General features: G+C 39.5%; 24 protein-coding genes, 1 rRNA gene and 1 other RNA gene. 19 read left to right on the forward strand and 7 right to left on the reverse strand.

Annotated features, from left to right (window positions below):
- Positions 1–7 precede the first annotated feature (7 nt).
- The 10 genes from rrf (at position 8) to ACVYAD_RS24675 (ending at position 9,554) form a co-directional block, all read left to right on the forward strand.
- Positions 8–123, forward strand: a 5S ribosomal RNA gene (gene rrf, locus ACVYAD_RS24630).
- 383 nt (positions 124–506) lie between these two features.
- Positions 507–629 (forward strand): hypothetical protein, encoded by a 123-nt coding sequence (locus ACVYAD_RS24635; protein ID WP_263297453.1) that lies wholly within the window; start codon positions 507–509, stop codon positions 627–629.
- Between the two features lie 565 nt (positions 630–1,194).
- Positions 1,195–2,226 (forward strand): sugar-binding transcriptional regulator, encoded by a 1,032-nt coding sequence (locus tag ACVYAD_RS24640; RefSeq protein ID WP_476428234.1) that lies wholly within the window; start codon positions 1,195–1,197, stop codon positions 2,224–2,226.
- A 124-nt stretch (positions 2,227–2,350) separates the two neighbouring features.
- Positions 2,351–3,367, forward strand: a complete 1,017-nt coding sequence (gap, locus tag ACVYAD_RS24645; RefSeq protein WP_349662134.1) for a type I glyceraldehyde-3-phosphate dehydrogenase — start codon at positions 2,351–2,353, stop codon at positions 3,365–3,367.
- Positions 3,368–3,843: 476 nt separating this feature from the next.
- Positions 3,844–5,028 carry a phosphoglycerate kinase gene (locus ACVYAD_RS24650; RefSeq protein ID WP_386831502.1) on the forward strand — a complete coding sequence of 395 codons (1,185 nt, stop codon included), beginning with the start codon at positions 3,844–3,846 and terminating at the stop codon, positions 5,026–5,028.
- Positions 5,029–5,059: 31 nt separating this feature from the next.
- Positions 5,060–5,821, forward strand: a complete 762-nt coding sequence (gene tpiA, locus ACVYAD_RS24655) for a triose-phosphate isomerase (protein ID WP_197143195.1) — start codon at positions 5,060–5,062, stop codon at positions 5,819–5,821.
- On the forward strand, positions 5,814–7,355 hold the full coding sequence (gene gpmI / locus ACVYAD_RS24660) for a 2,3-bisphosphoglycerate-independent phosphoglycerate mutase (protein ID WP_476428235.1): 1,542 nt from the start codon (positions 5,814–5,816) through the stop codon (positions 7,353–7,355). The genes tpiA and gpmI overlap by 8 nt, the downstream gene beginning before the upstream one ends.
- 2 nt (positions 7,356–7,357) lie before the next feature.
- Entirely contained in the window at positions 7,358–8,650 is a 1,293-nt protein-coding gene (eno, locus tag ACVYAD_RS24665; protein WP_197143197.1) for a phosphopyruvate hydratase, read from the forward strand.
- A 367-nt stretch (positions 8,651–9,017) separates the two neighbouring features.
- A complete protein-coding gene (locus ACVYAD_RS24670) occupies positions 9,018–9,305 on the forward strand; it encodes a hypothetical protein (protein WP_476428236.1) in 288 nt (95 codons plus the stop codon).
- A 15-nt stretch (positions 9,306–9,320) separates the two neighbouring features.
- Complete coding sequence (locus tag ACVYAD_RS24675; RefSeq protein ID WP_476428237.1) at positions 9,321–9,554, forward strand: DUF6241 domain-containing protein; 234 nt, start codon at positions 9,321–9,323, stop codon at positions 9,552–9,554.
- Between the two features lie 1,124 nt (positions 9,555–10,678).
- Here ACVYAD_RS24675 and dltD read toward each other — a convergent pair.
- The 7 genes from dltD to ACVYAD_RS24710 form a co-directional block, all read right to left on the reverse strand.
- Positions 10,679–11,854: a D-alanyl-lipoteichoic acid biosynthesis protein DltD gene (gene dltD, locus ACVYAD_RS24680; RefSeq protein ID WP_349662128.1), complete on the reverse strand. Its 1,176-nt coding sequence runs from the start codon at positions 11,852–11,854 to the stop codon at positions 10,679–10,681.
- Positions 11,851–12,084, reverse strand: coding sequence for a D-alanine--poly(phosphoribitol) ligase subunit 2 (dltC, locus tag ACVYAD_RS24685; RefSeq protein ID WP_079561390.1), 234 nt, complete (start codon positions 12,082–12,084; stop codon positions 11,851–11,853). The genes dltD and dltC overlap by 4 nt, the downstream gene beginning before the upstream one ends.
- Before the next feature lie 44 nt (positions 12,085–12,128).
- Positions 12,129–13,292: a D-alanyl-lipoteichoic acid biosynthesis protein DltB gene (dltB, locus tag ACVYAD_RS24690; protein WP_349662127.1), complete on the reverse strand. Its 1,164-nt coding sequence runs from the start codon at positions 13,290–13,292 to the stop codon at positions 12,129–12,131.
- Positions 13,289–14,761: a D-alanine--poly(phosphoribitol) ligase subunit DltA gene (gene dltA, locus ACVYAD_RS24695; protein ID WP_476428238.1), complete on the reverse strand. Its 1,473-nt coding sequence runs from the start codon at positions 14,759–14,761 to the stop codon at positions 13,289–13,291. Before dltA ends, dltB begins: the two co-directional genes overlap by 4 nt.
- An 18-nt stretch (positions 14,762–14,779) precedes the next feature.
- Entirely contained in the window at positions 14,780–14,917 is a 138-nt protein-coding gene (locus ACVYAD_RS24700) for a teichoic acid D-Ala incorporation-associated protein DltX (protein WP_079561393.1), read from the reverse strand.
- An 845-nt stretch (positions 14,918–15,762) separates the two neighbouring features.
- Positions 15,763–17,403: an alkaline phosphatase gene (locus ACVYAD_RS24705; RefSeq protein ID WP_476428239.1), complete on the reverse strand. Its 1,641-nt coding sequence runs from the start codon at positions 17,401–17,403 to the stop codon at positions 15,763–15,765.
- A 457-nt stretch (positions 17,404–17,860) separates the two neighbouring features.
- Positions 17,861–19,105: a transglutaminase domain-containing protein gene (locus ACVYAD_RS24710; protein WP_476428240.1), complete on the reverse strand. Its 1,245-nt coding sequence runs from the start codon at positions 19,103–19,105 to the stop codon at positions 17,861–17,863.
- A 443-nt stretch (positions 19,106–19,548) separates the two neighbouring features.
- On the opposite strand from ACVYAD_RS24710, the gene secG reads away from it, so the two are divergent.
- The 9 genes from secG (at position 19,549) to ssrA (ending at position 26,234) form a co-directional block, all read left to right on the forward strand.
- Entirely contained in the window at positions 19,549–19,776 is a 228-nt protein-coding gene (gene secG, locus ACVYAD_RS24715; protein WP_197143206.1) for a preprotein translocase subunit SecG, read from the forward strand.
- A gap of 180 nt (positions 19,777–19,956) precedes the next feature.
- A complete protein-coding gene (locus ACVYAD_RS24720; RefSeq protein ID WP_476428241.1) occupies positions 19,957–20,103 on the forward strand; it encodes a hypothetical protein in 147 nt (48 codons plus the stop codon).
- An 84-nt stretch (positions 20,104–20,187) separates the two neighbouring features.
- Complete coding sequence (locus tag ACVYAD_RS24725; protein WP_476428242.1) at positions 20,188–20,334, forward strand: hypothetical protein; 147 nt, start codon at positions 20,188–20,190, stop codon at positions 20,332–20,334.
- Positions 20,331–20,519, forward strand: a complete 189-nt coding sequence (locus ACVYAD_RS24730) for a hypothetical protein (RefSeq protein WP_476428243.1) — start codon at positions 20,331–20,333, stop codon at positions 20,517–20,519. The genes ACVYAD_RS24725 and ACVYAD_RS24730 overlap by 4 nt, the downstream gene beginning before the upstream one ends.
- Before the next feature lie 104 nt (positions 20,520–20,623).
- Positions 20,624–21,370, forward strand: a complete 747-nt coding sequence (locus ACVYAD_RS24735) for an alpha/beta hydrolase (RefSeq protein WP_476428244.1) — start codon at positions 20,624–20,626, stop codon at positions 21,368–21,370.
- A 35-nt stretch (positions 21,371–21,405) separates the two neighbouring features.
- Positions 21,406–23,943, forward strand: coding sequence for a ribonuclease R (gene rnr / locus ACVYAD_RS24740; protein ID WP_476428245.1), 2,538 nt, complete (start codon positions 21,406–21,408; stop codon positions 23,941–23,943).
- A 112-nt stretch (positions 23,944–24,055) separates the two neighbouring features.
- Positions 24,056–24,520 (forward strand): SsrA-binding protein SmpB, encoded by a 465-nt coding sequence (gene smpB / locus ACVYAD_RS24745; RefSeq protein WP_079561397.1) that lies wholly within the window; start codon positions 24,056–24,058, stop codon positions 24,518–24,520.
- A 164-nt stretch (positions 24,521–24,684) separates the two neighbouring features.
- Positions 24,685–25,413, forward strand: coding sequence for a hypothetical protein (locus ACVYAD_RS24750; protein ID WP_476428246.1), 729 nt, complete (start codon positions 24,685–24,687; stop codon positions 25,411–25,413).
- A 465-nt stretch (positions 25,414–25,878) separates the two neighbouring features.
- Positions 25,879–26,234, forward strand: a transfer-messenger RNA (tmRNA) gene (gene ssrA / locus ACVYAD_RS24755).
- The last annotated feature ends 169 nt before the right edge of the window (positions 26,235–26,403 follow it).

The following is a 26,403-nucleotide window of genomic DNA, read 5'->3' on the forward strand; positions in this document are numbered from 1 at the left end:
ACAATAGTCTAGTGATGATGGCAAAGAGGTCACACCCGTTCCCATACCGAACACGGAAGTTAAGCTCTTTAGCGCCGATGGTAGTTGGGGGCTTCCCCCTGTGAGAGTAGGACGTCGCTAGGCACCTGAAAAAGTCGAGGATTCATTCCTCGGCTTTTTTTATTTGCAGTTTTTTAGTAAATGTTCATCCAAACGATATTATTATGACTCGCTCCTGCCAATTATGTAGTCTTCAGGCGATGAAAGTGGGGCGTAACACGTAATGTATAGATGAATTTTTAATTTACCCAAATTTTTAGCGGTAATAACGACAATTCACAAATTGTTCAATGAAAACGTTTAGAATTTGAACAGTTTGTGAAGACCTTCACATTAGGCTTTATTTTTTTAAAAAAAGGAGTAGAATAGGAATCAGTAAGAAGTTGTTATAAAACAGTTTATCAAAAGTATCACATTTTAAGTGGTTGTTATAATACAAAAACGTATATTTGAAGGGAGAATTTATAATGTGGGTTATTACAGTATTTGAGAAAAAGGACGTTCGTATTTTTGAATACACAAATAAAAATGAAGCAACAAAAGCTTTAGGCGGATTTAAGAAAAACGCAATTCTATCTTTCACAAAATAAGCTAACAAAATAACTCGTAACCATGACAAATTTGGTTACGGGTTTTTATTATGTTGCAAAACAAAAGGGTTAGAGATCTTGTTTGATTTCACGATCTTACCGCACTGTTACGTGGGATAAATTTATAAAAATTCTACGCTATTGCTGATTGGAGTGGAAGACTACTCGACTCCCGTGGGAAAGCGAGACAGGCGAGGCCAACATGATGTTGGTCACGGAGGCATTGTCACAGGACGTGACGCATTTAGCCTTCGTTCCTTTAGCGGAGGAAGCGGCTCGACGCTCGTCCACAGAAAGCTTTGCTCTGTACGAAAGCGAAGCGAGTAGCCTGGAATGGAAATCACCCCTTCGATATGCCGAAGAGCCATTAAAGAGCCCCACATTCCAATGAAACCCAACAAAGGCGTAATTAGGCCACTATGCTTAAAATAATTTTCAATGCCAATACATAGCATTTACTTGCTCTTTATTTTAAAGCGTATTATAATAAAGTTGTAAGTGGGACATAATTTTATATAGTGGGACATAATTTAACCCACAACTATTAAAAAGGGAGTAGGTTAATATGTTATCTGTACCTGAGGCACAGCAAAGGCTACTTCCAGAAATGTATCCGCTTCTACAATCGAGATATCGTATTTTGCAAACAGTTCAGCTTATGCAGCCAATTGGGCGTCGTACACTTGCAGATTCACTTAAAATGACCGAACGCGAAATTCGTAAAGAAACGGATATTTTACGTGAGCAAGGGTTATTAGATTCTCAAAAGTCGGGTATGGTATGTACAGACGAAGGTGAAGCAGTTATTGATAAGCTACGAGCACTAGTTTATGAATGGTCTGGTCTGACACAGCTAGCTAAATTATTGGAAAACCATTTTGGCTTACAGCATGTAATTGTTGTTCCAGGTGATTACAATGAAGACGATACGATATTAACATTGCTTGGAAAAGAGGCAGCACAACAATTTATGGAAACTAGCTTTGATGGTCAAACAGTAGCTGTTACAGGTGGAAAGTCGGTTGCATCACTTGCACAATTTTTACATCCAGCTGATACACACAACATCACATTTGTTGCTGCTCGTGGTGGTATTGGACATGAAATGCAAATGCAAGCCAATACACTTGTCTCAACATTTGCCATGCAAATGAATGCACAGTATCGCACTTTGTTTTTACCGGAGCATTTAAGTGAGCAGGCCTATCAAGCAATGTTAACAGAGCCAATGGTAACTGAAATGATGAATTATTATGATCATGCAGATTGTGTAATCCATGGTATTGGCTCAGCAGAGGAAATGGCTGTTCGTCGCAATTCATCGCCTGAAGATTTACGGATACTCGAAGAAAAGGGTGCAGTTAGTGAAGCGTTTGGCTATTATTTCAATGCAGAAGGCGAAATTGTACATCGAATTCGAACAATCGGTATTCAGTTTGAGCAAGTTCAAAGAAGTAAGAAAATTATAGCAGTTGCTGCTGGTAAACAAAAAGTGAAGGCAATGCTATCGTACTTTAAGGTAGCACCAAAGCAAACCATTTTTATAACGGATGAGGTAGCCGCAAAAGCGATTGCTGAAGGTTTACCTTCTTTATAAATGACTAAGGAACTCGTATTTAAGCGGGTGTTAAAAACCCTTGAATGAGAATAAAGCCAATTGCGGATATTATATATGTCCGAGGCAAAAATAAATTATTTAAACAATATTGGAGGAATTGACAATGGCATTAAAATTAGCGATTAACGGATTTGGACGTATTGGACGATTAGTATTTCGTGAAGCTATGAAACACGATGAAATCGAAGTGGTTGCAGTAAATGATCTAACAGATGCAGGTCAACTTGCACACTTATTAACTTATGATTCAGTACACGGTATCTACGATGCTGATGTTTATGCAGAAGGCGATTCTTTCGTAGTAAATGGAAAGAAAATTAACGTGTATGCAGAAAAAGATCCTGCTAACTTACCTTGGGGTGAACTAGGCGTAGATGTAGTACTTGAATGTACAGGTAGATTCCGTTCGATGGAAGAAGTAGGAAAACATGTTCAAGCAGGTGCAAAAAAAGCTATCCTTTCAGCTCCAGCGAAGGGCGAAATGCCAACGTTTGTTATGGGTGTTAACCATGAAGATTATAACCCTGAAACAGATGATGTTATTTCAAACGCTTCTTGTACAACAAACTGTCTAGCACCAGTTGCAAAAATACTTGATGAAAAATTTGGTATTGAACGTGGTATGATGACGACAATTCACTCATATACAAACGATCAACGTATCCTTGACTTCCCGCACTCTGATCCACGTCGCGCACGTGCTGGTGCAGTGTCAATGATTCCAACAACAACAGGGGCAGCAGTAGCAGTTTCAAAAGTATTACCTCAATTAAAAGGTAAATTAGACGGCTTCTCTATGCGTGTACCAACACCAAACGTGTCATGTGTTGACTTAGTAGTAGAGCTAAAATCAGAAGTAACAAAAGAATCCATTAATGCTGCATTAAAAGAAGCTTCAGAAAAAGAGCTTAAAGGTATTTTAGGATACAACGAGCTTCCATTAGTGTCAATTGACTACAATGGTAACCATAACTCTTCAACTGTAGATGGTCTTTCTACAATGGTATTAGAAAATAGTATGGTAAAGGTTCTAGCATGGTATGATAACGAAATTGGTTACTCTACTCGTTTAATGGACTTAGCTTTATATATCGCAGAAAAAGGATTTAACAATAAATAAGTGTCATAATTCGATAACTAAAGTAAAAAGTGTGACATAATACTGCTTTTTGCGCACAAAAAGTATAGCCTTTATAATATCTAACGGATATAATATACAAGGGTAATGGAGTAAGGGAAATTTACCCTTACTCCTTTTTTATACGTAATATAAATTCGACGTGCAGGTTATGCAATTGCAAGACATAGAACGTGACTTTTGCTACTATAAAGGCAAGTAAAGGGTACTCTCCAAAATGTGGGTTGATGTCCGTTCCGACCGGGCGGCTCCTTGAGTACATATTTTAACAAATGCCATGTCTAACTTTTGATGATAAGTCAGAGTATTTCATTAAAGGTTTGGATGATACTAGCTGAAAAGGCTTGTTATAACTTTATGTGTTGATGGAACAATAAAACAGTTACGTGAATGATGTGAGGAGCCAAGATGGGTGAATCCAGGAATTTCATGACTAAAACTTTGAAGGGGGTTTCTTCATGTTAAATAAGAAGACGATGAAAGATGTTGATGTAAAAGGGAAGCGCGTATTTGTACGTGTTGATTTTAATGTACCGATGGCAGATGGTGCGATTACTGACGAAACACGTATCCGAGCAGCAATCCCTACAATTGAATATTTAGTGGAGCAAGGTGCCAAAGTCATTTTAGCCTCTCATTTAGGACGTCCAAAGGGTGAAGTAAAAGAGGATATGCGCTTAACTGCAGTAGGTGTACGTTTAGCGGAATTAATGGGTAAGCCTGTTACTAAATTAGATGAGTCAATTGGTGATAAAGTAGAAGATGCTGTTGCAAATATGCAAAATGGTGACATTATGCTACTTGAAAATGTGCGCTTCCACGCTGGTGAAGAGAAAAATGATGCTGCATTAGCAGAGCAATTTGCAAAATTAGCGGACGTTTACGTTAATGATGCGTTCGGCGCAGCTCATCGTGCACACGCGTCAACTGAAGGAATTGCTAAACATGTACCGGCAGTATCTGGTTTCCTTATGCAAAAGGAATTAGATGTGCTAGGTAAAGCATTATCTAAGCCAGAGCATCCATTTACAGCCATTATCGGTGGTGCCAAAGTAAAAGATAAAATCGGTGTAATTGAAAGCTTATTAGAAAAAGTCGATCACTTAATTATCGGTGGCGGTTTATCATTCACATTCATTAAAGCGCAAGGCTATGATATCGGTAAATCTTTATTAGAGGAAGATAAAATCGACTTAGCAAAATCCTTTATTGAAAAGGCAAAGGCAAAAGGCGTGCAATTACATATGCCAATCGATGCAGTTGTCGCAAACGAATTTTCTAAAGATGCTGAAACAAAAATTGTTGATGTAGACGCTATACCAGCAGATTGGATGGGCTTAGATATTGGTCCGAAAACGGCTGCTAAATATGCAGAGGTTATTAAAGATTCTAAATTAATCATTTGGAATGGACCAATGGGTGTCTTTGAAATGGATAAATTTGCGAATGGTACAAAAACTGTAGCTGAAGCTATGGCAACAACAACTGGTTATACAGTAATCGGTGGTGGGGATTCTGCAGCAGCAGTAGAAAAATTTGAAGTTGCCGATAAAATGGACCATATTTCTACAGGTGGCGGAGCATCACTTGAATTGATGGAAGGGAAAGAACTTCCGGGAATTGTGGCATTAAACGATAAGTAAAACGGAATAAAAAATATAGGAGGCAAAAACAATGCGCAAACCAATTATTGCAGGTAACTGGAAAATGTATAAAACATTTGAAGAGGCTATTCAGTTTGTCGATGCGGTACAGGACAAAATTCCTTCAAATGATAAAGTAGACGCTGTTGTTTGTGCACCAGCACTTTACCTACCTACGCTTGTCCAAGTTGCGAGTGAATCTGAGTTAGCTATTGGTGCACAAACGATGCACTATGAAAACGAAGGTGCCTTTACTGGAGAAGTTAGTCCAGCTCAGTTAGCAAGTGTGGAAGTAGACTATGTTATTTTAGGACATTCTGAACGACGTGAATATTATAACGAAACAGATGAAGCTATCAATAAAAAGGTTGCTGCAGCACTTGCACATAATATCGTACCAATTATTTGCTGTGGAGAAACGCTTGAGGAACGTGAAGCGGGAACTACTGAGCAAAAAGTTGCTCATCAAATTACAGCTGCACTTGCTGGATTTGGGGCACAAGAAGTAGAGCATATGGTAATCGCCTACGAGCCTATTTGGGCAATTGGTACAGGGAAAACAGCTACAGCAGAAGATGCTAACCAAGTATGCGGAGCAATTCGTGCAGTAATTAAGGAATTATATAATGCTGAAACGGCCGCTGCTGTACGTATTCAATATGGCGGTAGCGTAAAACCTGAAAACATTCAGGAATTATTATCAAAAGAGCATATCGATGGCGCTTTAGTTGGCGGTGCAAGCTTACAACCAGATTCATATTTAAAATTATTGGAGGCGGCAGCAAATGCCTAAAAAGCCAGTAGCATTAATTATTTTAGACGGCTTTGCATTCCGCGATGAAACGTTCGGAAATGCAGTAGCTCAGGCAAACAAACCTAATTTCGATCGTTTTTGGAATGAGTTTCCGCACTCAACATTAACGGCAGCAGGTGAAGCGGTGGGGTTACCCAATGGTCAAATGGGGAACTCTGAAGTTGGACACCTGAATATCGGTGCTGGACGTATTGTCTATCAAAGCTTAACACGCTTAAACAAATCAATTCGTGAAGGAGATTTCTTTACGAATCAAGCATTTTTGGATGCCATGGCACATGTGAAAGCACATCAATCTAAGCTTCATATTATGGGCTTACTATCAGATGGTGGCGTACATAGTCACTATGAGCATATGTTTGCACTATTAAAGCTTACAAAGCAACAAGGCTTAGACAAAGTCTTTGTACATGGTTTCTTAGATGGTCGTGATGTTGGACCGACAACAGCTTTAGACTATATTAAAGAAACTGAAAAACAAATGGAGGAAATTGGCGTAGGTCAATTCGCTTCTATTCATGGTCGTTATTATGCGATGGATCGTGATAAACGATGGGATCGAGTAGCCCTTACGTACAATGTACTAGTTGATGGTGTTGGTCAAACAGCTGATAGTGCAACAAGTGGTGTAGCTGAATCATATGAACGTGATGTAACAGATGAGTTTGTTATTCCATTTAGCGTTCAAGAGCATGGGGAAGCAGTGGCAACGATTGACGATAATGACGCAGTTATTTTCTTCAATTTCCGCCCTGACCGTGCGATTCAACTATCTAAAGTGTTTACAAATGATGAATTTGATGGCTTTGCAATTTCAGCTAAACATCCAAAGAATTTAAAATTTGTATCTTTCACACATTATAGTGATGAAGTAAATGCACAAGTTGCGTATGAAAACGACAACTTGAAAAATACGATTGGTGAAGTGTTAGCTTCTAATGGTAAAACACAGCTTCGTATTGCAGAAACAGAAAAGTATCCACATGTTACATTCTTTATGAGTGGTGGTCGTGAGGATAAATTTGACGGGGAAGAACGTATTTTAATTGCATCTCCAAAGGTTGCAACATACGATTTAAAACCTGAAATGAGTGCTTATGAGGTAACAGAAGCATTGCTTGCAGAGATTGAGGCCGATAAATTTGATGGCATTATTCTTAATTTCGCTAACCCTGACATGGTTGGGCATAGCGGAATGTTGGAGCCAACAATCAAGGCCATTGAAACAGTCGATGAATGTCTTGGGAAAGTAGTAGATGCACTCCTTGCAAAAGGTGGCGCAGCTATTATTACAGCTGACCATGGGAACTCTGATGAAGTACTTACTTTAGAAGGGACTCCGATGACAGCTCATACAACAAATCCTGTTCCAGTAATTGTGACAAAATCAAATTTAATGTTAAGAAATGGTGGCATTTTAGCCGATTTGGCGCCAACCATGTTAGAATTATTAGAGGTGTCACAACCTTCTGAAATGACAGGTCAATCATTAATTGAAAAAGAGGAGAATTAATTATGCCATTTATTACACAGATTTATGCGCGCGAAGTTTTAGACTCACGTGGGAACCCAACAGTAGAAGTTGAAGTATTTACAGAATCAGGCGCTTTTGGACGCTCTATCGTACCATCAGGTGCATCTACAGGTGAATATGAGGCAGTAGAATTACGCGACGGTGACAAATCACGTTACCTAGGCAAAGGTGTATTAAAAGCAGTTGAAAATGTAAACACAATTATTGCTCAAGAGCTAGAAGGTAACTACTCAGTTCTTGATCAAGTAGTCATCGACAAAGCTTTAATCGAGCTAGATGGCACAGAAAACAAAGGTAAGTTAGGTGCCAACGCTATTCTAGGTGTATCAATGGCAGTTGCACATGCTGCGGCAGATTATTTAGATGTACCTCTTTATCAATATCTTGGTGGATTTAACGCAAAACAACTACCAGTACCAATGATGAACATCATAAATGGTGGTGCTCACGCTGATAACAACGTAGACATTCAAGAATTCATGGTAATGCCTGTAGGCGCAGAATCATTCCGCCATGCATTACGTATGGGTGCTGAAATCTTCCACAACTTAAAAGCAGTACTTAAAGCGAAAGGCTATAATACAGCTGTAGGTGATGAAGGTGGTTTTGCACCAAACCTTGGTTCTAACGAAGAAGCAATTACTGTAATTTTAGAAGCAATCGAAAAAGCTGGCTATAAACCAGGTGAAGAAGTGAAACTTGCAATGGACGTTGCTTCATCTGAATTATTCAATAAAGAAGATGGCAAATATCACTTAGAGGGTGAAGGTGTTGTCAAAACTTCTGAAGAAATGGTTGACTGGTACGAAGAGTTAACTGCTAAATACCCAATCATCTCAATTGAAGATGGCTTAGACGAAAACGACTGGGCAGGACACAAATTATTAACAGACCGCATTGGCGCTCGCGTACAATTAGTAGGCGACGATCTATTCGTAACAAATACGAAAAAATTAGCGGCTGGTATTGAGCAAGGTGTTGGGAATGCAATCCTTATCAAAGTTAACCAAATCGGTACGTTAACAGAAACATTTGAAGCGATCGAAATGGCAAAACGCGCTGGTTATACAGCAGTTATCTCACACCGTTCTGGTGAATCTGAGGATGCAACAATTGCTGATATCGCAGTTGCTACAAACGCTGGCCAAATTAAAACAGGTGCTCCATCACGTACAGACCGTGTAGCTAAATACAACCAACTTCTTCGCATCGAAGATCAACTTGGTTCAACAGCTGAGTATCTTGGTTTAAACTCATTCTATAATTTAAAATAAGCAGTAGTTTTAAGCGAAAATGCTTTGAACTTAGTAATACACAACCTTTTTATACAACTTGAACTATGTTGTACATTTAGATGAATTTAGCAATACTTATGTATTTTTCAACCTCTGATTTATAAGTGTGATAAACACTTGTAGATTGGAGGTTTTTTCGTGCTAATTAAATCATTCGACTTACGTAGCAGAAGAGTACATTCGGCTAAACATCGGTTATGCACCATTAGCATGACTGAAACAATCAAGAATGGAGGCGGTTAATATATCCATTGAAATTAATTTTAATACTGTTATTATTAAACCAATTACATAAAATAAACCAAAATTAATAATTACATACAAATTATAAGTGAGGTTTAATAATATGCAGAGAAAAACAAAATCGGCAATCGTTATCATTGCAGTATTAGCCATCATCGGTGGAGCTTATGCTTACACTCAATTCACGAATCAAATAGAAAAACCAATTTCTGAAAAAGAAGAAGCAACTGTCGAACAGGGCGGAGGAACGGTTGAAAATAAAATTGTTACAAAAGAAGAATTGCTTTATCCTGACAACTTAATAGAACACAAAGTGAACGAAGCCATTCATAGCATGTCTCACCAAAAAGTTGAAGCTAAAGTAAAATGGGGTCACACGCAAATAACATAGGCCAAAGTTGACCGATTGTTAAAAATTTCTAAAGAAAGCAATTATAAATTTAAAGAACTTTACATTGAAATATTGGAAAGATGGTCGAAAGGTGATTTTTCTCATGCTGTAGAAGACCATAACGCAATTTGGGAGATGCAAGGAGGCGACGAGTCAAGAAATTCAGGGAAAGCAATTCGTTTGTTGACTCCTGCTGAAGAGCAAGCTTATATTGAAAACAATTTAACATATGACTTATATGATAAATAGCACTCTGTAATGACACCATTTTTATTTGTCCGCCACCGAGTACAAACGCAAGCTTTCGGAATCTCATATTAAAATAAGCTATTCTTTAGTAGCGTCACTAGTATCGCCTCAAAAGTATTTATTTACATTTGAGGCGATTTTTTAGTTGTTTAGGAGTTACTGAGGGTGGCTTTTGGCAAAGTGCTCGGGTCCCCACGAAAAATGATCAGGTAGGGAGGGAAAGTGCTCAGGTCCCCACGAAAAATGATCGGGTAGGAAGACAAAGTGCTCGGGTCCCGACGAAAAATGATCGGGTAGGAATGCAAAGTGCTCGGGTCGCCGCAAAAAATGATCGGGTAGGAAGGGAAAGTGCTCGGGGTCCCCACGAAAAATGATCAGGTAGGGAGGCAAAGCGCTCGGGTCCCCACGAAAAATGATCGGGTAGGAAGACAAAGTGCTCGGGTCCCCACGAAAAATGATCAGGTAGGAAGGCAAAGTGCTCGGGTCCCCACGAAAAATGATCGCGTAAGAAGACAAAGTGCTCGGGTCGCCGCAAAAAATGATCGGGTAGGAAGGCAAAGTGCTCGGATCCCCGCAAAAAATGATCGGGTAGGAATGCAAAGTGCTCGGGTCCCGACGAAAAATGATCGGGTAGGGATGGAAAGTGCTCGGGTCCCCACGAAAAATGATCGGGTAGGAAGGCAAAGTGCTCGGGTCGCCGCAAAAAATGATCAGGTAGGAAGGCAAAGTGCTCGGTCCCCACGAAAAATGATCGGGTAGGAAGGCAAAGTGCTCGGGTCCCGACGAAAAATGATCGGGTAGGGATGGAAAGTGCTCGGGTCCCCGCAAAGAATGATCGGGTAGGAATGCAAAGCGCTCAGGTCCCCACGAAAAATGATCGGGTAGGGAGGAAAAGTGCTCGGGTTCCTCAAGAGAACCGCTCAGGCAGGATAAAGAACACAGTGAAGCGGCTCATCAGACGCGCCCAGTCGGAACGAAAATCAACCCCTTGTTTTGCCGAAAAATATGACACTTTTATTTCATTGAAACAAAAATAAGCATTAAACATTGCATTTACGCTCAAAGATAATCTACATAAAAAAGACAGCCTATAGTGATTTAACACTGTAGACTGTCTCTATGTTCTATTGCTCTGCCCAGTATTTATCTAGCTCTTGATCTAGATATACCCAGCCTTTCCATGCGATATGAATCGTATCCATAATGAAATAAGGATCATAATCATGGTCTGAGAAATCAACAAATGGAACATCATTATCAGTCAAGATCTGCTCCATTTTATCGTAATACTTTTGACGACGTTCCTCAGGATATTCCGTGTAGTCATACCAATGACCATTTACTGGAATAGAAACAAATAGTGGCTTTGCACCAGCGTCTTTTAAAACATCGATGACTAGCTGTAAATCCTCATATTCAGGTGAGGTTGTATAATCTTCATTTTTACGCATACCTTTAAACTTATTAATATTCGCGTTTTTAAGTCTTTTATAAAACTTGTTTTCAATCATTAAATCGTTGGATACACGTTTCTCGCCGTATTTCTCGGCGTTTTCCAGTTGTTGCTCAAATGTTTGGTCAACAACTAGCTTGTCATTATTTTTTAATTTATGCGGCTCTCGAGGGAATAAAGAGTAATATAAATCTTTTTTCTCTAAAAGTGCCTTTTGGACATGACCTGCCATCATGGCAAGTCGTCCAATGATTGGTTTTTCTTTACCGCCAGATATTTTATATTCGTAAATTGTTTTTAGCAAATCATCACGATTGACAGTATCGAAGGCAAGAAGGCGTTCCATTCCTCGATTTCGAAGATCCTCGTCAATGTCCTTATTGTATGCTAAATCATAAGCATGCAACATCGAATAGTTTGGAGAAAAATGTAATTCATTCATTCCCTTTTTCGTAAACCATTGAGGAGAAATGATGAAGACAATTTTCTTATCCTTTAAATTTTCTTCCTGTGCAGCAAAATTTAAAAAGTGTGTAATAGACTGCATTCCACCACGCCCGACCATAAATGTCGTATACGGAGCATTTGTAGCTCGAGCATAGTTATAAGGGTGGAAAGGGTCAAAACGATTTAATTCAGAAGAGCCATATAAAGGCATAGTACTAGGCTCCTGCAACATCCGCTCTTGGAAATACATTCCTTGGAATACTAACGGAGACATACTCGTCTTTGCCTGCTCTACATCTTCATCTGAAATCCAAGCTTCTATCCAAGAATTAGGGAAGAATATAACGCCAGCAAAAAGAACAAAAGCAATTAATAATGATAGAAAGCCTTTCTTAATCATTGTCTTTCAGCTAATTCCGCTACAATACGATTTGGCGTGTTCCATTCCTCACGGTTGAAATCAGTAATTGGTACTGAAATATTAAAGCGGTTTTCAATTTCCACTAATAAATTAATTGTACCGAATGAATCAAGAAGACCTTCTTCAAATAAATCGATATCTGGATTTTCTAAAACGATTTCATCCTCACATAACTCTACTAGCATTTCTAAAACTTGTTGTTTATCCATTGTATAAATCTCCTTTATTGTTTAGGCTGCGTTAGAGCCTGTAATTAAAATAATGTTCCTGAGAAAATATAGAAACCAAAGCAAACGGCATTAAAAGTAATAAATACGCCAATTGCATGAGTCCATTTATTTTTTGGCCAAAGCTTACGCTTTTTATTCCAACGTTCAAATTTATCGAAGCTGATAATTAACAGGGCATGGTAGAGACCATAGACAACAAAGTGCAATTCTAATCCGTGCCAAATCCCCATTAAAAAGAACAGTAAAAAGAAGCCGATATAAGAAATTGTATATTTGTTTTTAATCCATTTTTTCTTTGTCATCCAAAGTACGAAACGCATATAAACATAATCCCTGAACCAGAAGGAAAGACTCATATGCCAACGGTTCCAAAAGTCTTTAATATTGCGACTCGAGAATGGACGGTTAAAGTTAATAGGCGTTTGAACACCCATAATGCGACTGACACCAACGGCAAACGCACTATAACCCGCAAAATCGAAAAATAAATAAAAACTATACATATACATATACGCTATTTGCCCTTGGAAAGGTGTCAAATAGTTATACGTTTGGCTTGGTAAATAAATAAGTGTGTAATTGTAGATTAAATAAGCCAAAATAAACTTATATAAAAAGCCTACAAATATATAATTGATCCCGCTTAACAGCAACTTTTGATAGTCTTGCCCAGACGGCGCTGTGTGCATATCTTTATAAAAGCGTCTCCAACGATCAATAGGTCCTGATGATACTGTTGGGAAGAACAGTAAGAAATAGGCAAGCTCAACTGGTGAAATTTTATCTTTAATTAAGCCATCTCGCGTTTCTAAAATCATCTGTACGGATTTAAAGGTAATATAGGATACCCCTAAGAATCCAAATAAATTCTGAAGGCCAAGCATTGGCAGAACCTTCACAAGCACAAGTGGCAAAATGGACAGTAGTACAGCAATGACGAATACGGAAGTATTATTCTTCTGTAAGCGATATTTTTGGTAACCGATTATTAATAATAACTGAAATACTGTAAACAGTATAAGAGAAATGGAACCGTTAAGGGAGCTACCAAAAATAAGAGCTAAAACGACGATCGAAATAACGATATTATAACCTTTAGCTGATTTCCCGCGCAGTCCTAAAATAATTGTTGGCAGTAACAAAATACCAATGATGATGAAAAAAACTATATTTCCATAAGGCGTCATACTGTTTCCATAACCGCCAATCCTTTACGATCAACTTTACCGTTTGTATTTAAAGGTAAAGTGTCAATGTATTTGAATGTTTTCGGAATCATATAGGATGGTAAATACTCCGATAATAATGCTTTAAGCTGCTTCGTCATTTTGAAGGCAGAGTCCGTCAATGGTTCGCGAAGCACAATATACGCACTTAATGATACAATCTCACCATTTTTTGAAACAGGTATAATAACACAGCTAGATACAGGTGGAAGATTGCCCATTTGTTTTTCAATTTCCTCAATCTCTAAACGATAACCGTGTAGCTTCACCTGGAAATCTTTTCGTCCAGAGAAGAACAAATAGCCATCTTTTTCATAACCAACGTCTCCAGTTTTATAAATACGTTGATCCCCTATTGTAGGAAACGCTTTAAGTGTTAAATCAGGCGCACCAAGATAACCTGCACTTACAGTCGGTCCAGAAATAATAATCTCGCTATCTTCTAACAAGGATAGATTAGGCTCAGATATAGGGGCGATTGGTAATTGGTCAAACTGCTCCAAAAGCTCCTTCGTTACTTCCACATAAGAAACGGCAACAGTTGTTTCTGTAGGACCGTATAAATTATAAATAGAAGCTTGAGGGAAACGCTGCATTAATTCCGTAGCTACAGATACTGGTAACACTTCTCCACAGAATAAAAATGTATCTAAAGAAGGCATTAACGCTTGATCCCACTCTTTGTTCATTAAACAGATCTTCGCGAAGGAAGGTGTGGAAGTCCAAACGCGAACATTAGATGAAGCTAATGACTCAAATAACGCTTTTGGATTAGCAATTTGCTCTTGCTTAATCGCGTAAAGTGTTTGCCCGCTAACTAGTGCAGGATATAAATCCATTACAGATAAATCGAATGAATAAGGCGCTTGATTTAGAAACACTCCAGATTCCTGTAAAGGGAAATGTTCATGCATCCAAGCAACAAAATGCGCTAAATTATCAGCTGTAATTTGAACACCTTTTGGTTTACCAGTAGAACCAGATGTGTAAATAATATAATAAATTTCTTGATTCTTAACCCATGTTGAAGGCTCAGTCGAAATGCTAGTAGGTTGAGCTACTAAATCACTTACTTCTACTACAGGGACATGTAAGTTTAAGCTTAACGTTTCAGTTTTTAGTAGCAAGCAAGCCTCAGAAGCTTCTATTATAATTTGTAACCTTTCAGACGGTGTGGAAGAGTCAACAGGTACGTACGGATGACCCGCCTTTACAGCACCTAAAAAGGCAACGATTTGTAAAGGTGACATATGCCCGTAGACGACGATAGGCTGTTGTCTTTTTAAATCAAGAGCCATTAAATATTGTGCTACACAATCAGACAGATGCCAAAGCTCACCAAACGTTAAGGAATCACTGTCGGTTTGATAGGCAATGCGATGTGGATGCTGTTGTGCCACTTTTTGAATGGCCTCTAAAATACTTAACATAGTTTATATCTCCTTTTCTTAAAATTCCGTATATATAAATGGTCCTGCGTTCATATCATGGAAGCCATGAATAAGAAACAAGAGCACTAAAATCATGAAATAAAATAACGTAAAGCCTATAAAACGAAAAAGCTCATTATTTTTAATGGATTGCATTAGTCCACCTCCAATTAAAAATGAAAAAAGATTATAACTTTGTAAATATACTAAATAAATTGATATTTTTTCAAGTTATTTCTAAATTATTTTTACCTAATTAAATTTTTAACACTGTTTTGACGGAATGTAGAGGAAAATGTTGCTCATTTTCTGTTTATTCATAAAATCATAAGATTAATTTAAGGTAATCTTAAGGTTTTGAAAAACATCACTATTATTATGGTAAGAAAGTGATTTTTTTAATTCACCGCAACTTGAATTTTTCTCAACGTGATCCTTATTCATTATCGCTGTTTTTCCGCTTCATTTGTACTTAAGAAATCCTTAAATTTAATGACAGAACATTCGAAAAATTCATGTTCAACCTATTAGTATCAATCAGAAGACTCCCAACTAATGAGTAAGCCGGAGATGAATGTCGGTTGGCGACAATCAAAACGAAAGTGGGAGATGTTCAATTCGTTTCTTTAAGCATAATCAATGAAAGTAAAATCAAAGTAAATTCGATGAAAAATCTCAGTATAAAATTTGAAGAGATATAAAGGGATTAACGAAAAACGAAGCCACAAACCAAACATATGAAGAATCAAGAATCTTACGAAGACTGTTGCAAAGTCATATTTGAGCAAAAAGAAAAGCGCCATCATCAGTTGATCATCTCAACTATGATAGCACCTGTGTTGTTGTCCCTTTTTTTCGGGCAGTAATTTATTTGTACCAAAAGCGAAGCAAGATACAAAGGGTTTCGCATCAAAATATATATGGAAACTGCCCGTAAAAGCCCGATTGGTGAAGACTAATAATCAGTGGTGGATAAGAACCCACCACTGATTAAAGTTTCACTATTTGAGAAACTTTAATACTTCTTTTGAAACGTAAAAGTCAGTGCCGTTGTAGACATTGATTGTGTCAAACGTATGCGTTTTAGCGGTTTTGTCTTGTTCGTATATTACTGTGTTCTTATTAACTGGGATTGTGATGGTTACATTCTTTTTTTGTGCAATAAACTTAGGGTTTTCTTTATCACTTAAGTCAATTTTAGAAGTGTAGCCTTTTTCTGTGAACGCTTTTGTTGCTGGTATATATAAATCATCTGAAAGCTTATTTAAATTGAAGCCCATAAACTTTGCCATCGTATGTGCTAAATCCGTATTTTCGACAAGACCGGTAATTTTAGATGGTCCGAATGAGTATAAGAATACATCCTCACCCGTGTGCCCGCCAGTTGTATAACCAATATTGGCGCGATTCGCAAGCATTTTCACCATTTCTTTGCCCAGGTCTTTAGTCGATTTTAATGTTGCAAGCTCATTCTCAGATAGATTATCTAAGCCATAAAGTGCAGCGACTTCTACAATATTTGATTTGTCTTCTTTTAATTGGCTCAATGCACCTTCAACTGTCATTTTAGCCTTCTTCAGAGGATCAATATAAGCAGAGACAGGTGTGTAGGAATAAGTACTTGTCGTGTTAACATTACCCATTGTAATCCCACTATTGCCGTGGTCTGTAACAGCAATGACCATTGTATTGCCATCTTTTTTTGCAAAATCAACGGCTTCTTTAACTGCAGCATCAAACGATAAAATATCGCTAATGATGCCGATTGTGTCATTTGCGTGTGCCGCCCAGTCCACCTTACTGCCTTCTACAAATAAGAAGAAACCATCTTCATCCTTTTTAAGCGTATTAATAGCTTTATTTGTCATCTCAGCAAGTGTAGGCTCAGATGCTCTTGTTGTAGCACGATCTAAATCGTAGGCAAGATCACTTGGAGCAAAGCTTCCCCAAATTTTTGACGATTTACTTTTGAGGAGCTCATCACGCGTTTTAACGATGTCATAATTTTTTTCTTTTAAGACATCCACTAAATGCTCGCCATCTTTACGAGCATTTTTAGTAGTACCTGGCGCAAGAGACTCTAAGCCACCGCCTAATACGACATCTATATTTTGATAAACTTGCTGTTCAGCAATGTCATCGTATTGGCTTCTATTTTTTACATGTGCAGAAAAGCCAGCTGGAGTAGCATGTTGAATTTCTGAAGTAGAAATCAATCCTGTTGCCTTGCCTTGTTGCTTAGCCCCTTCCAATACATTGGCTACAGGTTTATAAGCATCTTCTTTAGCAATTGGCTCTAGCCCTGGCGAATTAATAACGGCTGGTAACACACCTACAAATTTATCGTTTGATTTATGACCAGTTGCTAACGCAGTAGCGGCAGGGGCTGAGTCAGTAATGGCTGAATCGGCAGAGTATGTACGTACTGCCCCTGATAAAATTTCATCCATAGCCAAGCTTTGCCCTTTGTACCAACGAGAAAGGGTAACGGCATTATTACTACTACCATCCATCACGAGCATTATCACATTTGTTGGCTTCTTCACTGGGGCTGCTTGTACTTGCGGCTGAGCGATACTAATCGACGATAAAGCAATAGCGCTTGCTAAAAATAATGAACTCCATTTTTTTGAGTATTTCATGATTTTCCTCCTTTTGGTCAATTCACAAGTAAGTGTAAAGGAAGTTTGTAAAGGTATGATTAATAAATTGTTATGGGATTGTATGGATATTGTTAAAGATGGGTCCGATAACTAAAACGTGCGGTTGCTTTCCGTTCCGACTGGGCGCTTTGTTGTTGCTGTCGCTACGCTTTCGCACAGAGCAAAGCTTCCTGGGGGCGTCCGATGAGCCGCTTTGTTGCTGACGCTACGTTAGCACTACGCTTTCGCACAGTAAAAATCCGCTTCGCTGCTGGGTCTCATCTGTGACGCTGATCCCCAAGGAGTCGCCCAGTCTCCACTCCAATCAACTTTTACGCATGATATATGGTGTAACAAAATGTAATCCCTAATTTGTGATGAGCTAAAGACTAAAAGGGGAAAATAGAATCTGCTTACTATCCACTGGTTGATGGAAGCTTGCAGATTCTGGGGTTTGCTATAAAGTTTGTGAATGTTTTTCACCGTCAATGGTTTCGTAAAATAATACCCCTTTATCATCAACGAACAAGTTTAAAACCTCTTCCTCTAATAACACTTCTTCTGAACCATCGTTAATAAATATTTTCGTTAAAAAGCCGGCATTATCATAATCACTGCAATAAATAGCATCTTCAAAAGCCGCCAAGTAATAGCAGGCTGTTTCTGTAACTTGCCTATTTTGCTTTGTTGCTAAGTCATAGGCGTATACCATGTCATCGTCCAAGCTATTATAATAAATAACATTTCCAATAGTATCTGCGTACCACATATCATGCATGAAATCGTACGTGTTGCTTGTAGCAGCAAAATAGTTTTCATTTGCCCATATATGGTCTTCACTTAGTTTCTCGTCATTCACTAAAAAATATGCGTAGGAAATAGTATAAGGTTCAATAGGCGTGATATCATTCCAAGTCGTATCAATATGATACCAATCACCATTAACACTGACTAAATTCCAAGCGTGAAGCTGATTATCGCTATAGCCATATACATATTTAGCATCAAGTCCGGCCGCTAAAAATAAACGATATGCTAATAATGCATAAGCTTGACAAACACCAGTTTCTTTACTAATTAATTCATAAACCGCTTGCCCTTGTGAATCACCTTTATCCGTATAAGTGGCTAGTTGTACAACAAAGTCATTAACGGCTTTAGCACGATGAAAATCATCCATGTCATCTGTAATAAACTTCTTAGCAAAGTCCTGAACATAAGCATCAACTTTCTTTTCCTTCTTCGCATCTGTGATATATGTAAAGTCAAACTCTACCTCGTAACCATTATCGACTTCCCATGCTTCCCAGCCGTACTCTCCGATATAGCCCGTTGTATAAGGATTCACAAAATTAAGTATGTTATAAAGGTCATTTAGTTGTTCTTCAAATGTATCCCAATCTAATTTTCCACTATACATGACCGTAAAGTTTGGGTCGAACGTTGAAATATGTTTTTCAATTTTTTTTGAAAACTGCAGCATAGCAGGATCTTCCTTGAATAATGTTGTTGAAAAAAGGTCTTCCGCAGAAAACTCAGCTGATGGGGCTTTACTAGCAAGCTCCTTAGGATCCATTGAGTCCTCTTCTTCTGACTCAAGCTCGTCTTGTAGTAGTACTTCGGCAGCTTTGATTGCAGCTGAGCAAGCACTAAGCGTGCTTAATATAATAAGTAAAAAAATCAGCAATATACTCTTTTTCATAATTCCTCCCATTATTATTGTATTTTTGGGCATCACTAAAACGTGGATTGATTTCGATTCCAACTGGGGGCGTCGGATGAACGATGAACCGCTTGAGGCAACGAATGTTTTCTGTGCGAAAGCGTAGTGTTAACGTAGCGACAGCCATACGAGGTCGGTCACGAAGGCATAGCACAGGACGTGATGCTTTTATATTACTGACCTCCAAGTAGTTGCCCAGTTCACAATAACTACCTTAAAAAATGGATATCTTCCTAGATTTTAGAGATGACTTCTTTTTTACTATTATAGGGTAATATGGTAGGTGTGTGGCGTGCTATATTTTGGAAAAACTAACCGATATAGGGGTAATAAGGACAATTATTAATCTCAGTTTGTCAAGAGAACCTTTTTTTGTTATAATGTGATATGTTGTGATGTTCGAAGTTCGGGAGGTGCAGTGAATGCATACAGTAGTATTAGTTTCATTAGTTATCGTTTCAATAGCGTTGATCGTTGCAGTATTACTTCAATCTAGTAAAAGTGCAGGCTTGTCAGGTGCCATCTCGGGTGGAGCTGAACAACTATTCGGAAAGCAAAAAGCACGCGGTATGGATCTAATCCTTCACCGTACAACAATTGTGTTAGCAATATTATTCTTTGTTCTAGCAATTGCTATTACAAAAATCTAATAGTTGAAGATATTTCGCCTAACCTTACTGGTTGGGCGTTTTCTTTTATAGTCCTAACTATTTGAACGTCGATACATACATTGTTAGGACAGTAAAGTGAATACCCGCACGGAGTAGGGAAATAACCCGCGGAAGCAGAGCGAATACCCGCGGAAGTAGGTCGAATACCCGCGGAAGCAGGTGAAATACCCGCGGAAGCAGGGTAAATACCCGCGGAAGCAAGGCGAATACCCGCGGAAGCAGGTGAAATACCCGCGGAAGCAGGGTAAATACCCGCGGAAGCAAGGCGAATACCCGCGGAAGCAGGTGAAATACCCGCGGAAGTAGGGTGAATACCCGCGGAAGCAAGGTGAATACCCGCGGAAGCAGGTGAAATACCCGCGGAAGTAGGGTGAATACCCGCGAAGCAAGGTGATACCCGCGGAAGCAGGTGAAATACCCGCGGAAGCAGAGCGAACACCCGCGGAAGCAGGTGAAATACCCGCGAAAGCAGGTGAATACCCGCGGAAGCAGGTGAAATACCCGCGGAAGCAGGTGAATACCCGCGGAAGCAGGTGAAATACCCGCGGAAGCAGGTGAAATACCCGCGGAAGCAAGGTGAATACCCGCGAAAGCAGGTGAAATACCCGCGGAAGCAGGTGAAATACCCGCGAAAGCAGGTGAATACCCGCGGAAGCAGGGTGAACACCCGCGGAAGCAAAGAAAATCCTCGCGATTCACGAAATCCTCCGCACATTTGCTGAGGATTCCCATATAGCAATAGAAGAAACAGACCCCGAAGCTTTTGAGGAAGCTTCAGTATGGCTATAATAGGTATAGTATGTATTTGGATGAAGGAGAGCTCGACATGAAAAAATCGTTATCACAGCCTTTTTTCTTTCAAGCAGGACCTCGAGCAGTTTTATTATTGCATGGATTTACGGGAAGCTCGGCGGATGTGCGCATGCTTGGTAGATTTTTAGAGAAAAAAGGGTATACTACATTAGCACCTCATTATAAAGGTCACGGTGTGGAACCTGAGGAACTAATTACAACAGGTCCTGCTGATTGGTGGAAGGATGTCGTAGCCGCGTACAAACAGTTACAGGATGCGGGCTATGAGGAAATTGCGGTTGCTGGCTTGTCATTAGGTGGTGTTATGGCTTTAAACGTTGCGCTTAATAACCCAGTTAAAGGTATTGTGACAATGTGTGCTCCAATGACGATGCGTACAACAGATGTTATGTTTCAAGGTGTACTGAAATATGCAAGGGACTATAAAAAGTTCCAAGGTAAAGACGAAGAGCAAATTGAAGCTGAGGTTGCGTTAATTGCTGAAAAGGGCATGCCATCTCTACAAGAGTTGCGAGAGTTTATTGCTCGGACACGTCAAGAAATTGACATGATTTATGCACCAATTTTTGTCGTGCAAGCGACAAATGACGAGGTAATTGAGACAGAATCTGCCAACATTATATATAATCAAACTGAGTCACTTGAAAAACAGATCAAGTGGTATGAAAACTCAAAACATGTTATTACGTTAGATCAAGAAAAAGATCAGTTACATGAAGATATTTATTGCTTTTTAGAAAGCCTAAATTGGGCACAATAAAACATATAAGCATTTTCTCATGAAGGAGGGAAATTATGAAAGACCAGAAAGATACACTACAAAGTCGTTTACTCGATTTTTTCGGTGGAGAAGATTATAAGCCATTAACAGTTGGCGAAATTGAGGACTTGTTCGGCTTTGAGGATGCTGACGAATTTAAAGAATTAGTAAAAACGTTAGTACGTATGGAAGGGCAAGGCTTAGTTGTACGTTCTCGCTCCAATCGTTATGGCCTGCCAGAGCGTATGAATTTACTTCGAGGTAAATTTATCGGACACGCGAAAGGCTTTGGCTTTGTGACACCTGATGTTGAGGGAATGGACGATGTTTTCATTCCGCCACATGAAATAAATGGTGCGATTAATGGCGATACGGTGTTAATCCGTGTGTTAAAGGAATCATTCGGTGATCGCCGTGAAGGAACTGTAACAAAGGTAGTGGAACGCGGACAAACGAGCTTTGTTGGAACGTTCCAAGCAAATCGAGGCTTCGGCTTTGTTGTGTTAGATGATAAAAAACTACCGATGGACATTTTCATTGCTAAAGGTGATACGTTAGGAGCTGTCGACGGACACAAGGTTGTCGTTGAGGTAGCTACTTGGCCAGAGGATTTAAAATCAGCAACAGGGTATATTACGAAAATTTTAGGGCACAAAAATGACCCAGGTGTGGATATTCTATCTATTTTATATAAGCACGACATTCCACCTGAATTCCCAGAAGAAGTAGTTGCTGCTGCGCAACGAGTGCCAGATGAAATTACAGAGGCAGATTTAGAAGGCCGCCGTGATTTACGCCACGAAACGATTGTGACAATCGATGGGGCGGATGCGAAAGACTTGGATGATGCTGTAACCGTAACGAAAAATGTAGACGGCACTTATAAACTTGGCGTACATATTGCAGATGTTAGTTATTATGTAACACAAGGCTCTGTAATAGATGTTGAAGCTTATGATCGTGCGACGAGTGTATATTTAACAGACCGCGTTATCCCAATGATTCCGCATCGATTATCGAATGGGATCTGTTCATTAAATCCACAGGTTGACCGTCTAGTACTATCTTGTGAAATGATTATTGATGCAAATGGTAATGTAGTGTCACATGAAATATTCCAAAGTGTCATTAAAACTACTGAGCGAATGACGTATAAGGACGTTTACAAAATTTTAGAGGAGCAAGACGCAGAGCTAATAGCCCGCTATGAGCCACTAGTGCCAATGTTTAAACATATGGCTGAGCTATCTAATATTTTACGTACTAAACGTCAAATGCGTGGTGCTATTGACTTTGACTTTAAAGAATCTAAAGTGATCGTGGACGAAGATGGCTGGCCAGTAGATATTGAATTACGTGAACGTACAGTCGCTGAAAAATTAATTGAAGATTTCATGCTAGCAGCCAATGAAACGGTAGCAGAGCATTTCCATTGGATGAATATACCGTTCCTTTACCGTATTCACGAAGATCCAAAGCCAGAAAAGCTGCAACGCTTCTTTGAATTTGTTACGAACTTCGGTATTTTAATCAAAGGTACAGGAAACACAGTCCATCCGAAAGCATTACAAGATGTATTAAAAGCTATCGAAGGCATGCCAGAGGAGCCTGTTATTTCAACGATGCTTCTACGCTCAATGCAACAGGCAAAATACTATCCTGAAAGCTTAGGACACTTTGGTTTATCAACTGATTTCTATACACACTTTACGTCACCAATTCGACGTTATCCGGACTTAATCGTCCATCGTTTAATTCGAACGTATTTAATTAATAAAGATACATCGAAAGAAACAGTTGCACAGTGGAGTATGGCGATGGATGAAATCGCAGATCATACGTCAGAACGTGAACGCCGTGCTGTTGATGCAGAACGTGATACAGACGCACTGAAAAAAGCACAATACATGTCCGATAAAATTGGTGAAGAGTTTGAAGGAATCGTTTCGTCGATTACAAACTTCGGGATTTTCGTAGAGCTTCCGAATACCATCGAAGGACTTGTCCATATTAGCAATATGACAGATGACTACTATCGTTTTGACGACCGTCAAATGATTATGATCGGTGAGCGTACAAATCGTCAATTCCGTATTGGTGATGAAGTTACAGTCCGTGTAGCAAATGTTATTATTGAGGAGTCATCCGTTGACTTTGAAATCGTCGGAATGGTAACGTCTTATGGACGAACACGAAAAGCTGCACCTACTGTTATTCACGCACGTAAAAACTATAGCGACAACAAAGGTGGCCGTAATAGCCGCAAAGGTGGTCGCGAAGAAGAAAGAAGCGGACGTGGTAGCCGCAGTGGTCGCAACGAAGAAGAAAGAGGCGGACGTGGCAGCCGTAGTGGTCGCAATGAAGAAAGAGGCGGACGTGGCAGTCGCAGTGGCCGCAATGAAGAAGGACGAAGCGGACAAGGAGAACGACGTGAAAACGACCGTGATCCACGAGGACGCCGTAAAGATGGCTCAAATTCAAGCCCAGGCCCTAAAAAAGGCGTGAAGCAAAAGCAAAAGTTCTACGAGGGCGTTGCTAAGAAAAACAAAAAGAAAAAATCAAAACGTAAATAAAAGTAATGGCGAAAGCACCAACTAGCGCTTTAAAGCAATTTGAAGCGGGTGCTTTCCCTTTATCAATAAGAGCAGGTTAAACCTGTTAAACCTTTAAGTAGAGGTGAATATTATGGCAAAAGGTACTGGGAAAGTATTAGCACAAAACAAAAAAGCCGGGCACGACTACTTCATTGAAGAGACAATCGAAGCGGGTATGGTGCTCACAGGCACAGAAATTAAATCCATCCGTGCAGGAAGGGTCCAACTAAAAGAATCCTATGTACAAATCCGTAGCGGTGAAGCATGGATCAACAATATGCATGTCAGCTCATTCGAACAAGGCAACCGTTTTAACCACGACCCACTGCGCGCCCGCAAATTACTGCTTCATAAAAAGCAAATCGGCGAGCTAGTCGGTGCTGTAAAACGTGACGGCTACACAATTGTTCCGTTAAAAATGTACATTAAAGACGGCTATGCCAAACTATTAATCGGCGTCGGTAAAGGTAAAAAAGATTACGACAAACGTAACGACATGCGCAAAAAAGAAGCGAAACGCGATATGGAACGCGCCTTCAAATCTAAAAATCAATAGTCATAGATTGTTAGAGAGCTCACTATATTTACATAGTGAGCTTTTTGTATTTGGACAGATAGAATTCTAAGAGAGGTTCTAAAAGATATGGAGTAAAAAATATAATAAAGAACTACCGCATATAATAGGAGGGAATCCGCATTCTTACAATAGGACGAAAATTTATGTTTATGCACATAGAGCACATTTATTTTGCCGAGGAACGTAACAATGCCAGCGAAAGAAAAAAGCTAGTTTGCTACCATCAAACAAAGCAACCTGCACAATCGCTCCAAACCCAAAAGACACTGCAAATCACGCTACAGCAAGATGAAGAAATCCTATTAGCGAATCTCTCCAAAATGAATCGCTATATGCTTCGTCGCGCCAAAAAAGAGCCTTACGAAGTCATCGTAAAAGAAAATCCATCTGATCAAGAGCTAGTACAATTCCAGCAATTTTACAACGCCTTCGCCAAAATAAAAAACACAAATCGCGTTCGAAAATTTCATATGCAAACGTTAAAGCTACTGCGCGAAAAAGGCGCACTCGTCTATACAAAGCTTCAAAACGACAAAGGTGAAGCATTATGCTATCGACTGTACATTGCCGACGAAGATATCGTTTTTAATTTATATACAGGAACGGCCGTCTGGATCAAAGATAGACCAGATCTAAAGCAACAAATCCGCTTCGCCAATCGCTATTTACTGTGGGAAAATATGATGATGTTCCGCAGCAAAGGATACGCACACTATGATTTCGGCGCAGTAACGAACAAGGACGAAATTAACGAATTCAAGCTCGGCTTTGGCGCACAAGAGGTAGAGGTCTATTACGGCTATCTAACAGAGTCAAAATTAGGAAAGCTCATTTTACGGTTAAGAGACTTAAAAATTAAGATGATAAAATAAGAAATAAATGGCCCATCACCATGGCGTGGGTTGATTTCCGCTCCGACTGGGTGCTTTGTTGTTGCTGTCGCTACGCTTTCGCACAGAAAACATCCGCTTCGCTGCAGGGGCTCGGGCCAACAGGATGTTGGTCACGAAGGCGTTATCACAGGACGTGATGCTTTTAGCCTTCGTTCCTCTATAGCTGATCCCCGAGGAGTCGCCCAGTCTACATTACAATCAACTTATATAAATGGCATATATTTAAACAAATATCATTCCTAACTTTTGTTGATGAGCAAAACAAATTTTGAGGGAGCTAATTTTTTCCACTGTAGCGGGACACTTGAACTATAGTAAGATTTGTTTTATAATAAGTTTACTGAATGCCAGATTACATGGAAGCGTACTTTTAGCTCCCACCGTACTAGAAGAAATTCTAGCTCCTTTGCTTGAACGAAGCTACGTGCTTCGATTCATATTCAAGGGGACGTTACGGATTCGACAGGGATGGTTCAAGCTTTGGTCGCGCGTCGGAGGTCTCGGCTCCGTCATCAACGGAAGTTATATAATAACTGGCAAACAACAAAACTTAGCTTTCGCAGCGTAAGCTCTTAAGCGCTCTGCCTCTCTATCGCCCATGTAGAGAACGTAGGGCCCAACTTTAGTGGGATACGGTCGATGGTGCCACCTGAGTCACCGACAAGAGATTTCCAGGTTAGCGTACAGGACGCCTGTTTGTCGGCATAATGCTACGTGAATCGTAAATAGGCAAACTACACGCGTAGAAGCTGAAGTATTGGAGTTTCTGGACGCGGGTTCGACTCCCGCCGTCTCCATTTTCTGAAATCAAATGATTTCAATGAGTGTCAAAACCCTTGATATGAACTGCTCCCCAATTGTTAGACACATCTAACAATTGGAGGTGCAGTTTTTTTATGATCAAATATACTGCAGAAGATAAATTACAAGCTGTTGAGCGTTACTTAAGTGGAAAGGAAAGTTCTTATG

This window comes from Lysinibacillus sp. G1-3, from assembly GCF_056322905.1.